At 67.7% G+C, this 12,362-nt stretch carries 9 protein-coding genes and 1 pseudogene; 3 read left to right on the plus strand and 7 right to left on the minus strand.

Translation table 11 applies throughout. The annotated features are described in order from the left end of the window. Positions 1–158 precede the first annotated feature (158 nt). A complete protein-coding gene (locus tag ACDELDRAFT_RS13520) occupies positions 159–1,007 on the minus strand; it encodes a 3-hydroxybutyryl-CoA dehydrogenase (protein WP_005797668.1) in 849 nt (282 codons plus the stop codon). 193 nt (positions 1,008–1,200) lie between these two features. Here ACDELDRAFT_RS13520 and ACDELDRAFT_RS13525 point away from each other — a divergent pair, with 193 nt between their 5' ends. Together ACDELDRAFT_RS13525 and ACDELDRAFT_RS13530 are read left to right on the plus strand one after the other, a co-directional pair. After that, positions 1,201–2,790: a GMC family oxidoreductase gene (locus tag ACDELDRAFT_RS13525; protein WP_005797669.1), complete on the plus strand. Its 1,590-nt coding sequence runs from the start codon at positions 1,201–1,203 to the stop codon at positions 2,788–2,790. 187 nt (positions 2,791–2,977) lie between these two features. After that, on the plus strand, positions 2,978–3,715 hold the full coding sequence (locus tag ACDELDRAFT_RS13530; RefSeq protein ID WP_005797670.1) for a hypothetical protein: 738 nt from the start codon (positions 2,978–2,980) through the stop codon (positions 3,713–3,715). A 118-nt stretch (positions 3,716–3,833) separates the two neighbouring features. On the opposite strand, the gene ACDELDRAFT_RS13535 is transcribed toward ACDELDRAFT_RS13530, so the two are convergent. The 6 genes and pseudogenes from ACDELDRAFT_RS13535 to ACDELDRAFT_RS13560 all read right to left on the minus strand — a co-directional run bounded on the left by ACDELDRAFT_RS13535 (position 3,834) and on the right by ACDELDRAFT_RS13560 (position 11,497). Beyond that, complete coding sequence (locus ACDELDRAFT_RS13535) at positions 3,834–5,183, minus strand: GAF domain-containing protein (protein ID WP_005797671.1); 1,350 nt, start codon at positions 5,181–5,183, stop codon at positions 3,834–3,836. Next, positions 5,180–5,680 carry a hypothetical protein gene (locus ACDELDRAFT_RS13540; protein ID WP_005797672.1) on the minus strand — a complete coding sequence of 167 codons (501 nt, stop codon included), beginning with the start codon at positions 5,678–5,680 and terminating at the stop codon, positions 5,180–5,182. Before ACDELDRAFT_RS13540 ends, ACDELDRAFT_RS13535 begins: the two co-directional genes overlap by 4 nt. A gap of 5 nt (positions 5,681–5,685) precedes the next feature. Next, complete coding sequence (locus ACDELDRAFT_RS13545; RefSeq protein ID WP_005797673.1) at positions 5,686–6,522, minus strand: ABC transporter permease; 837 nt, start codon at positions 6,520–6,522, stop codon at positions 5,686–5,688. A gap of 243 nt (positions 6,523–6,765) precedes the next feature. Then, positions 6,766–7,731 (minus strand): ATP-binding cassette domain-containing protein, encoded by a 966-nt coding sequence (locus ACDELDRAFT_RS13550; RefSeq protein ID WP_005797674.1) that lies wholly within the window; start codon positions 7,729–7,731, stop codon positions 6,766–6,768. Between the two features lie 193 nt (positions 7,732–7,924). After that, positions 7,925–9,405 (minus strand): annotated as a pseudogene (locus ACDELDRAFT_RS13555) (AMP nucleosidase). 4 nt (positions 9,406–9,409) lie between these two features. Continuing rightward, positions 9,410–11,497, minus strand: coding sequence for a putative bifunctional diguanylate cyclase/phosphodiesterase (locus ACDELDRAFT_RS13560; protein WP_005797677.1), 2,088 nt, complete (start codon positions 11,495–11,497; stop codon positions 9,410–9,412). Positions 11,498–11,705: 208 nt separating this feature from the next. On the opposite strand from ACDELDRAFT_RS13560, the gene ACDELDRAFT_RS13565 reads away from it, so the two are divergent. Further along, positions 11,706–12,362 (plus strand): MgtC/SapB family protein (locus tag ACDELDRAFT_RS13565; RefSeq protein ID WP_005797678.1); only part of this gene is annotated, 657 nt, incomplete at its 3' end.

The following is a 12,362-nucleotide window of genomic DNA, read 5'->3' on the forward strand; positions in this document are numbered from 1 at the left end:
CCAGGCCCCGTGCAAGGTCCACCCTGCCGCGCTGGGAGCGTGCCCCTTCGGGGGCGGGCTGATGGCCGCGGCTCCCAGCCTGCCTGCGCAGGCTTGGACATGCCCGAAGAGGTGCGGCCTGCGGCGGCGGCACCGAGGCGCGCAGCGCCTCAGGGGGGTCAATAGGAATACACGCCGCGTCCGGTCTTGCGGCCCAGGCGGCCCGCGGCCACCATTTCCTTGAGCAGCGGGCAGGGGCGGTATTTGCTGTCGCCAAACTCGGTGAGGTAGACGTCCATCACGGCCAGGCACACATCCAGGCCAATCATGTCGGCCAGTGCCAGCGGGCCGATGGGCTGGTTGCAGCCGAGCTTCATGCCCGCGTCGATGTCCTCGGGCGTGGCCAGGCCTTCGGCCAGCACGAAGAACGCCTCGTTGATCATGGGCACCAGGATGCGGTTGACCACGAAACCGGGCGCGTTCTTCACGGTGATGGGGCTCTTGCCCAGCGCTTCGGACAGTGCCTTGACGGCGTCGTGCGTGGCGTCGCTGGTCTGCAGGCCGCGGATGATCTCCACCAGCGCCATCATGGGCACGGGGTTGAAGAAGTGCATGCCGATGAACTTGTCGGCGCGGCCGGTGGCGGCGGCCAGCTTGGTGATGGAGATGGACGAGGTGTTCGAGGCAATGATCACTTCGGGTGCCACCAGGGCATCGACCTGCTTGAGGATCTTGAGCTTGAGCTCGTAATTTTCCGTGGCGGCCTCGATCACGAGCTGCGCGGCTTTCAGGTCGTCGTAGCTGGTGGAGGTTTTGATGCGCGCCAGGGCCGCATCCTTGTCGGCCGGGATGATCTTTTCCTTCTTGATCAGGCGGTCGAGGCTGCCGGCCACGGTGGCGAGGCCCTTTTGCACGGCGGCATCAGAGATGTCGACCATCACCACATTGATGCCCGATACGGCGCATGCCTGCGCAATGCCATTGCCCATGGTGCCGGCGCCAATGATGCCTACGGTTTGAATCGTCATATAGAGAAAGCCCTCTTCAAAGTGAAACAGACAGCCCGGATGGTAAGGCCGGCAGGCCCGGCCCGGAAGGTGAAGGTGTCGGCGCGGCCCCCTCTGCCCGCTCCCTCCGTGGCGCGCCGGACATAAATTCGCACGCCCGTTCGGTTATCGTGTGCGCACCGCTGCAATGAACGGCGGAGGGAGACAAGAAACCATGTTCGACTACATCGTGATCGGGGGCGGCTCAGCGGGTGCCGTGCTGGCGGGGCGCCTCACCGAAGACCCCGCCGTGCGCGTGTGCCTTCTGGAGGCCGGCCCTGCCGACCGCAGCGTGTTCATCCACTGCCCGGCGGGGCTGGCCATGATGGCCCGCTTCGAGCTCAATGGCTGGGGGCAATACACCACGCCGCAGGCCGGCCTCAACGGGCACCGCGGTTACCAGCCGCGCGGAAAGGTGCTGGGGGGCTCAAGCTCGATCAACGCCATGGTGTACATCCGCGGCCAGCATGCCGACTACGACCACTGGGCGGCGCAGGGCAACCCCGGCTGGGGCTGGGAGGACGTGAAGCCCTACTTCGTGCGCGCCGAAAACAACGAACGCGGCGCAGACGCGTGGCACGGCCAGGGCGGGCCCCTCAACGTGGCCGACCTGCGTGCGACCCACCGGTTCAGCCGGCTTTTCACGGAGGCCGGGGTACAGGCCGGCTTTCCGCTCAACCCCGACTTCAATGGCGCCACGCAGGAAGGCGTGGGGCTGTACCAGGTCACGCACAAGAATGGCGAACGCCACAGCGTGGCCAAGGGCTATCTCACCCCCCATCTGAACCGCCCCAACCTGCAGGTGATCACCGGCGCGCAGGCCACGCGGGTGCTGCTGCAGGGGCGCCGCGCCGTGGGCGTCGAATACCGCCAGGGAGGGCAACTGCACCAGGTGCAGGCCGCGCGCGAGGTGCTGCTCAGCGCGGGCGCCTTGCTGTCGCCGCAATTGCTCATGCTGTCGGGTATCGGCCCCGGAGCGCAATTGCAGCGCCATGGCATCGCGGTGCAGCACGACCTGCCCGGTGTGGGCCAGCACCTGCACGACCATCCCGACGTGGTGCAGGTCATGGACGCGCCGGGCGTGCACGACCTGTTCGGGCTGTCGCTTCCCGGCATGGTGAACGTCGTGCGCGGCATGCTCGAATGGCGGCGCAGCCGCACCGGCATGCTCACCACCAACTTTGCCGAGGCGGGGGGCTTCATCCGAAGCGACCCTGGGGAGCCCGCCCCCGACCTGCAACTGCACTTCGTCGTGGGCAAGCTGCTGGACCATGGGCGCAAGACCGTGTTGGGCCACGGCTATTCTTCCCATGTGTGCCTCCTGCAGCCGCGCAGCCGCGGCACGGTGGCGCTTGCCAGCAACGATCCGCTGCAGCTGCCCTTGGTAGATCCGCGCTTCCTCAGCGACCCGGACGACATGGCGCGCATGGTTCGGGGCGTGCGGCAGATGCGCACCATCCTCTCGCAGTCCGCGCTGGCGCGCTTTGGTGCGAAAGAGCTGGCGGCCTCGGCCGGCGCGCGCACCGATGCGCAGATCGAGCAGTTCATTCGCCAGCAGGCCGACACCATCTACCACCCCGTGGGCTCCTGCCGCATGGGGCCGGGTCCGCTGGACGTGGTGGACGCCCAGCTGAGCGTGCACGGCATGCAGGGGTTGCGCGTGGTGGACGCCTCCATCATGCCGCGCATCGTGAGTGGCAACACCAACGCGCCCACCGTGATGATTGCCGAGAAAGCGGTGGACCTGCTGCGTGCGGCAGCGTGAAAAATGTCACACATTGCCTGGTGAAGCCGAAAGTTAAGAGATCTTTAAGGAGTTCGTAAGCAGTTTTTAACGGCCCCAAAACGCGGAAATTCCTAGACTTCCTTCCATGGCTGCGGCTGCATGGTGCAACCGGCCCGGTGCCGCGACAGCGGCAGCGTATTTGGCCTTCAGGCCAGGAAAGAACGTGATGAAAATCGATCCCCGCGAAATCGCCGAACTCGCCAGCGCGCAGCCTGGCGTGCCGCGCCTCGATATGTATGCCGGAATCCACAAGGCCATGCGCGCCTTGATGGCCGACACCCTGCTGGGCCTGGGACGGACCGACGTCGATGACGAGCTGGCGTTCGCCCAGGCCGGCGAGCGTGTACTGCAATTGCTCGAATTTTGCAGCGCGCACCTGCGCCACGAAAATACCTTCGTGCACAAGGCCATGGAAGCGCGTGCGCCGGGCAGCAGCGGGGCCATCGCGGACGAGCATGCGGAACATGAGCACGACATAGCGGCCCTGGCCGAGGGCGTTGCGCAACTGCGCTCATGCGAACGCATGGCGCGCCCGCGGGCGGTGCAGGCGCTCTACCGCCAGCTCGCATTGTTCGTGGCCCACAATTTCGAGCACATGCACATCGAGGAAACCCTCCACAACGAGGTGCTGTGGGCGCATTACAGCGATGAAGAGCTCATGCAGGTGCACAACGCCCTCGTGGCGTCGATTCCCCCGTCCGAGATGATGGTGGTGGTGCGGTGGCTGGTTCCGTTCATGGCGCCGGCCGAGCGCCTGGCCATGCTGGCCGACATGCGCCAGCACGCCCCGGCCCCCGCCTTCGAGGCGGTCCTGCACACAGTGCAGCCCCACCTCACCCAGGCCGAATGGCGCCAGTTGATGCAGGGGCTGGGCATACCGGCAGCGCCAGGGCTGGTGCACTGAGTCTGCCTGTCATCGCCCGGTTTTGCGGGCGCCGGGCTCTGTGCGGGACCCGGGAAGCACGCGGCGTCGCGCCCGGTTTTCTGGGGGATAGGCCTTGCGAAGGCCATGCGGGGCGCGCTCAGGCAGGCATGTCTTCCAGCGCCACCGGCCGCTCGACGCACAGGCGAAAGCGCCCGCGCCCGGTCTTTTCGATGCGGATGTGCGGGCAGTTCTCCTGCAGGCGGCGTTGCAGCAGCAGCAACCGGGCCTCCAGGTTGTCGGCGAAATCGGGCAGCCGGATCGCAGGGTCCAGCCGCAGTTCGCGGTTCGAAAAATCCATGCGGCCCTGGCCCGCATGGTCGCGCAGCAGCTTCCAGAAGATGGCCCCGGCCACGCCCTTGATCAGGTAATCGTCATTGATGAACACGCTGTCGTTGGCCGCGAAATGGCGCACGCGCAGCGGGGTGCCGGTGGCTGTTGTGGGGGGCGCGGCGGGGTGGGCGGCATCGCTGCCCTCGCTGGCGGCCTGCAGCAGGTCGATGGCGGCGCCCAGGTGGCCGCCAATGGCCACCAGCATGTCTTCGTCTTCAAACGTGAATTGCAGGTCCAGCGGGCTTTCTGCAAACAGCACGCCCAGCAGGCGGCCCGCCGCCATCAGCGGTATGGCGATCTGGCTGTGGGGCTGCGCGAGGCCGGGGTAGGGAATGTCCATGCCCGGCAGCGTGGCGTCTTCGGGCGGCGTTTCGGCCAGGCTGGCGCGGATGGCGTGGCTGTAGAGCGCGGCGTGGGTCATGTGCGAGATGCGCACCGGCGTCATTTCGCGCGCGGCCACGCCGATCACGCCGTCGCCGAGCTGGATCTCGGAGCCCACGCCCGACGTCGGGTAGCCGCAACTGGCCACCGTGTAGAGCCGATGCGTGCTGCAGTCCAGCATCAGCACCATGGCGTGGCGGATGCCCAGATGTTCCTGCAGCGCGGCCAGCGTGGTCTGCAGCAGGCTGTCCAGCGCCCCGCAGCGCGCCATGCGCTCGCTGCACAGCCGCACCGCATGCAGCAGGCCGGGGCGGGGCGCGGGGGCGTCCAGTCCCTCGCCGGGCACCTCGTCGATGTGCTCCACGGTGTAGATGTCAGCGCCCTGCAGGCCAAAGACGCCGTCCATCCCCGAGTGCGACGCAATGCCTGCAAGCTGCGCCCTCATGCTCTCGAACACGGGGCCTGAGGTTTCGGTGTGCTCGTAGTGCAGATGCAGCCGGTAGAAGCGCGCGGTTACCGGGTCCAGCACCAGCACCGCGGCCCAGGGGTTGCTCAGGATGTTCTGGCGGGTTTTGTTGAAGAACTGGTAGGACAGCGCCACGCGGCGGGCATCCACGTAGACCACCTGCGAGATGTAGGCCACGTTGGGCGTCCCGTCGGGGCCACAGGTGGACATCACGGCCGGAATGGCACCCTCCAGGCAGGGGCGGATGGCGTGCAGCGAAATGGTGCTCATGGGCGGGCGGGCTCCACGGGCCGGCCGGCGCGGGGCCCTGGCGTCTGGTCGAACGCGGCCGTGGGGGTGAATTCAACGGCCACCAGATCATCGAGCGGGGCCGACAGCATGGCGGCCACGTAGGCTGGGCCGTAGCCCACGCGCCCCACCTCCTCCTGCATCGAGTGGCGGTAGTCCTGCAGCAAGGGCAGGTCGCCCGGCTCGGCCGCCCGCACCCGCGCCCGGGGGGCCTTGAGCTGCAGCGTGCGGTGGGTGAAGGGTTCGCTGAAGACCACCGCGATCTGCCCGGTGCTTTCGATGTCGTGCAACAGCTGGACAGACTGGCTGCGGCGCAGGAACACGGTGACCAGGCTTGCGTCGGGGCGGATGTGGCTGCCCATGGCGCGCATCACGCTGGGGCGCAAGGCCGCGTTGCGCGAGGCCACGATGGCCGAGATGCCCTTGGCCAGCATGGCGATATGGCCCGGGTCGAGCAGCGCTGCGGGTGCGTCGGCCATGACCTTCAGGCCTCGAAGCGTTTGCGGGTGAGCGCCAGGGCCATCCAGAAGGCCACGACCGTGGTGGCCGCCAGCACCAGCCCATGGCGCAGCGCGTGGGCGGGCCATTCGTCCATGAACAGCGGCCGCACCAGCTCGACGGCATTCGTCAGCGGAAGCCAGTCGGAGATGGCGCGCACCCAAGGCGGCAACTGCTCGCGTGGAAAGAACACCCCCGACAAAAACATCATCGGCGTGAGCACCAGCGTGAAGTAATAGGTGAAGAAGTCATACCCCTTGGCCAGCGCGTTGAAGATGAGGGCGATGCTCGAGAACATGATGCCCACGCCCAGCAGCACCGGCCAGGCCACCAGCAGCTTGGGGCTGTGGCTGATGCCCAGCGCCAGCATCACGCCCAGGATGGCGGTGACGGTGAACAGTGCCTTGAATGCGGCCCACAGCATCTCGGCCAGCACCACGTCGTCCAGGCTGATGGGCGCGTTCATGATGCCGTCCCAGGTCTTTTGCACGTGCATGCGCGAAAACGCAGAGTACAGGGCCTCGAAGCTCGCCGCGTTCATGGCGCTCATGCAGATCGAGCCGCTGGCCAGGAACAGGATGTAGGGCACCGTCCGCCCGCCCACGGGAATCCGACCCACCAGCGCGCCCATGCCATAACCGAAGGCCACCAGCCACATGAGCGGCTCGGCGATGTTGCCCACCAGGCTGGGGATGGCCAGCTTGCGCCACACCAGCAGGTTGCGCAGGAACACCGGCCAGCACCGCGTGGAAAGGCGGGGCGCGCGCCATGCGGACGGTGGCTGCGGAGCGCCGGTGAGCGCCGGTGAGGAAGCGGTGGACATGGGGGCTATTGTGCTGCGTCAACCCGGTGCCGCACAGCCCTTTTTGGCCGGCTGGGCGGCAGGCTGGGCGTTGTGCGCGCCCCGGGCCGCCCGCGTGCATTCAGTGGCGCGGCAGGCCTTGCGGACGGCAGAGCGGTGCCTGGGGGCGGCTGCGCATCGCGGAGGGGGGTATTTTTGCTCCAATCGACCGATTGTGCTTGCTGCGTATGCGCAAGAAGCTATTGTTTACATAGCGTTTTGTGGTCAACCCCCTTCGCGGATCTGCCGGCCCGTGAGCTTGAGGAAAAGGTCTTCCAGGTTGGCAGGCCGGTGCAGCGTGCGTGGGTGGCCCTGCTGCGCCAGGGCCTGCAGCAGCGGCTGGGCGTCGTGGGTGTAGAAGAAAACGGTTTCGCCACTGACTTCCACGCGCGCAGCCAGCGCGCGCAGCGCGCCTTGGTGGGCCAGGGCCACCGCGCCCAGGCCGTAGACCTCGACCACGTCGGGCTCCAGGTGCTGGGCAATCAGCTCGCGCGGGCGGCCTTCGGCAATTTTGCGCCCGTGGTCCAGCACCAGAAGGCGCGAACACAGGCGCTCGGCCTCGTCCATGAAATGGGTGGTGAGCAGGATCGACTTGCCCTGCTGCAGCAGGCGCTGCAGGCGCTCCCACATCAGGTGCCGGGCCTGGGGGTCGAGGCCGGTGGTGGGCTCATCGAGCAGCAGCAGGCGGGGGTCGTTCACCAGTGCGCGTGCCAGCGAAAGGCGCCGCTTCATGCCGCCGGACAGTTCGCCGGGGCGGGCGCCCGCCTTGTGGGTGAGCGCGGCAAACTCGAGCAGTCGGGGTACGCGCTCGTCCATCACCGCGCCCTTGAGCCCGAAATAGCGACCGAACACGCGCAGGTTCTCGGCGCAGGTGAAGTCGGGGTCTAGCGTGTCGAACTGGGTCACCACGCCCAGCTGGGCCTTGATGGCCAGGGCGTCGCGGGGCATGTGCAGCGGCGGCGCGCCGCCGCCGGGGTGGAACTGCACGGTGCCGCTGTCGGGGACGGTGTGCCCCAGGCACATGCGGAGGGTGGTCGTCTTGCCGGCGCCATTGGGGCCGATGACGCCCAGGCACTCGCCCGGCGCAATCGAAAACGACAGGTCATCAACCACAAGCGTGTCGCCGTAGCGCTTGCCGAGGTGCGCGGCCGTGAAGAGGTCCGTGGGGGTGGCCGTGGTGGGTTCGCTCATGGGCCGATTGTGTGCGATCCGGCGCGCCCGCACCGGTTGGGCGCGGGCGGGGCCACTGCCGGGCTGGATTTGGCGTGAAACTGCCTTGTGATGCTTGCTGTGTCTGCGCTGTGCGCTATCAAAAGAGAAGTTCGCAGGCCGCCCACTGCGGCCGTGGTGGATGTGACCCGACGGACGGGTGCCAGCCCCGCGCTTACTGGAACGCCACTTCCGCGAAGCTGCGCAGCTTGCGGCTGTGCAGGCGGTCCACGCCGCCCTGGCGCAGGATGTCGATGGCGCGCATGCCGATGCGCAGGTGCTGGTCCACGCGCTCGCGGTAGAAGTGGTTGGCCATGCCGGGCAGCTTGATCTCGCCGTGCAGCGGCTTGTCGCTCACGCACAGCAGCGTGCCGTAGGGCACGCGAAAGCGAAAGCCGTTGGCGGCGATGGTTGCGCTCTCCATGTCCAGCGCCACAGCGCGGCTCTGGCTGAAGCGGCGCTGGGGCAGGTTGTCGGGCAGCAGCTCCCAGTTGCGGTTGTCGGTGCTGGCCACGGTGCCGGTGCGCATGATGCGCTTGAGTTCGTCGCGGCCCATCTGCGTGACGTCGGCCACGGCCTGCTCCAGCGCCACCTGGATCTCGGCCAGCGCGGGGATCGGCACCCACAGCGGCAGTTCTTCGTCGAGCACGTGGTCCTCGCGCACATAGGCGTGGGCCAGCACGTAGTCGCCCAGCTGCTGGCTGTTGCGCAGGCCCGCGCAGTGGCCCAGCATCAGCCAGGCGTGCGGGCGCAGCACGGCGATGTGGTCGGTGATGGTCTTGGCGTTGGCAGGGCCCACGCCGATGTTGACCATGGTGATGCCGCTGCGGTCGGCCCGCATGAGGTGGTAGGCCGGCATCTGCGGCAGCGCGGCGGCTGCGCGCCCAGCTCGTCGCCGGGCTCGGCCGCCAGGCCCGCGCGGCGCGTGACCACGTTGCCGGGCTCGATGAAAGCGATGTACTCGCTGTCCTCCTTGGCCATCTCTGCATGGCCCAGGCGCACGAATTCGTCGATGTAGAACTGGTAGTTGGTGAACAGCACGAAGTTCTGGAACCACTCGGGCGCCGTGCCCGTGTAGTGCCGCAGCCGGTGCAGGGAATAGTCGACGCGCGGGGCGGTGAACAGCGACAGCGGCTGCGCCTCGCCGGGGTGGTGCAGGTGCGTGCCGTTGGCAATGCCGTCGTCCATGGCGGCCAGGTCGGGCAGGTCGAACAGGTCGCGCATGAGCATGCGGCGCTCGGGGCTGAGCGTGCCTTCCACATGGTCGTGCTCGGCGAACGAGAAATGGATCGGGATCGGGTGGGCGCTGGTGCCCACTTCCAGCTCCACGCCGTGGCTGTTGCGCAGCAGGCGGAACTGCTCGGCGTAGTAATCGGCGAACAGGTCCGGGCGGGTGAGGGTGGTTTCGTAGCGGCCGGGGCCCTCGACGAAGCCATAGGCCAGCTTGCTGTCGGCCCGCGCCACGGTGGTGGTGTGCACCCGCACGAACGGGTAGAACGCCCGCACCGCGCCTTCGGGCGTCTCGCCGGCCACGAAGCGTTGCATGGCCGTGCGCAGGTGGCCGATCTGCTGCTGGTAGATGCGTTGCACCTGGGCCAGCGCGTCGGCAGGGTCGGTGTGGCGGGTGGGCGCGATGAAGTCGGGGATCTGGGGCATGCCGCTATTGTCCACGGGTGGCAGCGGCATGGCTTTGCAGCCAGGCGTGCGCGGCCTCGGCGTCCATGGGCGGCGAGATGGCGTGGCCCTGGATCAGGTCGCAACCCAGCTGGCGCAGCAGGTCCATCTGGGCCGGGGTTTCGACCCCCTCCGCGATGGTCTGCAACTGCAGGCTGCGGCCCATCTGGATGATGGCGGTGACGATGGCCACGTCGTCGGTGCTTTGCGGCGTGTCGGTCACGAAGGAACGGTCGATCTTGAGCTTGTCGATGGGGTAGCGCTTGAGATAGGCCAGCGACGAGTAGCCCGTGCCGAAGTCATCGATGGCCACCCCCACGCCCAGCGTCTTGATGGCCTGGAGGGTTTCGAGCACCTGCCCGGTCTGGTGCATCAGCACCGATTCGGTCAGCTCAACTTCGAGAAACTGGGGCTGCAGTCCGGTGGCGTGCAGTACCGCGGCGAGTTCACCGGCCACGTCGCGCTGGCGAAACTCCAGCGCCGAGAGGTTCACCGCCACGGGCACCATGGCCAGGCCTTCGTCCTGCCAGGCCTTGAGCTGGCGGCAGGCCTCGTGCATCACCCAGCGGCCGATCGGGGTGATCAGGCCGCGCGACTCCGAGAAGGTGATGAACTCGTTCGGCCCGACGAGGCCCCGCTCGGGGTGACGCCAGCGCACCAGCGCCTCGAACCCTTGCAGCGAGCCATCCGCCAGGCGGATCTGCGGCTGGTAATGCAGCACGAAGGCCCCTTCGGCGATGGCTTCGCGCAGCAGCCGCTCTTGCTGCAGCACGTCCTTGGCGCTTGCATCCATGCCCGGCTGGTAGAACTGCCGGTTGCCGCGGCCGCTGTCCTTGGCGTGGTACATGGCCGTGTCGGCGCAGCGCAGCAGGCCTTCGGCCGTGGCGTCGTCGCACGGGAACATACTGATGCCGATGGAGGGCGACATCGTGACCGGGAGCTGGTCCACCGTGAAGACGCCGCGCATGGCCTCCAGCAGCTTGTCGGCCACCATGGCGGCGTCGGCGGGCGATGCGATGTCGGTCAGGACGGCTGCGAACTCGTCGCCACTGAGCCGCGCCACCAGATCGGTTTCGCGCACGCCCTGGCGCAGGCGCTCGGCCACGTCACGCAGCAACTGGTCGCCGGCGTGGTGGCCCAGCGAATCGTTCACCGTCTTGAAGTGGTCGAGATTGATGAACAGCACGGCCACCTGGGACTTGCGCCGGCGGGCCATCGACAGCGCCTTGCCCAGCTGTTCCATGAGCGAGCGCCGGTTGGGCAACTGGGTGAGGGTGTCGTGCAGGGCCAGGAAGGTCTCGCGCTCCTGCGCTTCCTTGCGTGCCGTGATGTCGCGCACCACCACGATGCGGTAGTCGGCGTGCAGCTGGGGCATGGTCTTGCCCACGACCTCGACTGGAATGGTGTGCCCGTCCTTGTGGCGAATGGTCACCTCGTAGGGGTGCTCTCGGCCGCCACGGGTGTATTCATAGGCCACGGCCCGCCACTCGGGGCTGATGAAATTGAAGATCGACCGGCCCAGCACTTCGGCCAGCGAGTATCCCGTGAGCCGGGTGAGTGCTTCGTTGCCGTCGGTGATGACGCCGTCGCGGTGGAACACGATGGCCTCGTCCGTGGCCTCGGTGAACTTGCGCATGCGCTCTTCGCTTTGCCGCACGGTGGCTTCGGCGCGCCAGCGGTCGGTGATGTCGGTGATCAGCACAAACGAGCCCAGTTGCTCCTGCCGCGCGTTGAAGTGCGGGATGAGGTTGACCTCGATCATGCGCACTTCGCCGTTGGGCAGGGTCTGCTCGCGGGCATATTTCACGTGCTCTCCGTGGACAGAGCGCTCGACGTAAGGCTGGATGGCGCGCCAGGCCTTGTCGCCGATGGCCTCCTGCACCGTCAGGCCGAGGATGGATTCGGTCGTGTGGCCGTTGTAGGCGGCATAGCCCTGGTTGGCGAACTGGCACCGCAAGCCCGAAAGGTCGAAATAGGCCATCAGGGCCGGGACGGAATCGGCAATGAGCCGCAGCAATGCGTCGCTGGAGCCACGGGGGCCGGGTCGGCGGGCTTTGGTCGTGAGTTCTTGCATGTGCAGGCGCGTTGTGTCTTGTCAGAGCCCTTTTTCGCGACTTTCGGCCGGCGCAGGCGCCGCCTGGTGATCGCAGACAGGTTCTTATAGCCGATGGACCTGACGCGAAGGCTAGGGGCAACTCCCCATGGCGCCCGCTGTGGGCGTGCGCGGCGGCCATTTCTGTCACCATCGGCACACACCTGAGAAAGAAAGGGGCTGGAGGCCCATGCAGAGTTCGGATGCTTTTTTTGCCGCCCTGGCCGTGCTGGCGAGTGCACTGGGATGCGGCTTGCTGATGGGGATCGAGCGCGAGCGCCGCAAGGGCACGGGGCCCATGCGCGCGCTGGCGGGGGTGCGGTCGTTCACCCTGGTGTCGCTGGCCGGCGCTGCTGCAGCCCTCGCTGGTATCGCCGCCCTGGTGGTGGTGGGCGCGGCGATGGTGGCGGCGCTTGGCGTTGCCGCCTATGTCCGCGACCGCTCGGACGACCCCGGCGTGACCACCGAAGTGGCATTGCTGCTAGCCTACCTGATTGGTGTGACTTGCGCGCGCGACCAATTGCTGGCCGCCGCGCTGGCCGTGGTGGCGACAGGGCTGCTGGCCCTGCGGGAAACGCTGCACCAGTTTTCGAGCGAGTGGCTGCAGCCCGGTGAGGTGCGCAGCGGGCTCATCCTGGCCGCGCTGGCCCTGCTGGTGTACCCGCTGGCGCCCGATGCGCCTCTGTGGCAGGGCGTGCTGAACCCGCGGGTGCTGGTGCGCCTGGTCATCGTGCTGCTGGTGATCCAGTCGCTGGCGCATCTGGGCCGCAGGCTGCTGCAGGCGCGCCACGCCATGGCGCTGTCGGCGCTGGCTTCGGGGTTTGTGTCCAGCACGGCCACGATTGCC

Source organism: Acidovorax delafieldii 2AN (assembly GCF_000175235.1).
Classification (GTDB): domain Bacteria; phylum Pseudomonadota; class Gammaproteobacteria; order Burkholderiales; family Burkholderiaceae_C; genus Acidovorax; species Acidovorax delafieldii_B.

What these genes read in the sequence shown, in the direction of transcription:
- ACDELDRAFT_RS13520 (WP_005797668.1), bottom strand. Translation starts at nt 1,007, where the DNA reads ATGACGATTCAAACCGTAGGCATCATTGGCGCCGGCACCATGGGCAAT.
- ACDELDRAFT_RS13525 (WP_005797669.1), top strand. Translation starts at nt 1,201, where the DNA reads ATGTTCGACTACATCGTGATCGGGGGCGGCTCAGCGGGTGCCGTGCTG.
- ACDELDRAFT_RS13530 (WP_005797670.1), top strand. Translation starts at nt 2,978, where the DNA reads ATGAAAATCGATCCCCGCGAAATCGCCGAACTCGCCAGCGCGCAGCCT.
- ACDELDRAFT_RS13535 (WP_005797671.1), bottom strand. Translation starts at nt 5,183, where the DNA reads ATGAGCACCATTTCGCTGCACGCCATCCGCCCCTGCCTGGAGGGTGCC.
- ACDELDRAFT_RS13540 (WP_005797672.1), bottom strand. Translation starts at nt 5,680, where the DNA reads ATGGCCGACGCACCCGCAGCGCTGCTCGACCCGGGCCATATCGCCATG.
- ACDELDRAFT_RS13545 (WP_005797673.1), bottom strand. Translation starts at nt 6,522, where the DNA reads ATGTCCACCGCTTCCTCACCGGCGCTCACCGGCGCTCCGCAGCCACCG.
- ACDELDRAFT_RS13550 (WP_005797674.1), bottom strand. Translation starts at nt 7,731, where the DNA reads ATGAGCGAACCCACCACGGCCACCCCCACGGACCTCTTCACGGCCGCG.
- ACDELDRAFT_RS13560 (WP_005797677.1), bottom strand. Translation starts at nt 11,497, where the DNA reads ATGCAAGAACTCACGACCAAAGCCCGCCGACCCGGCCCCCGTGGCTCC.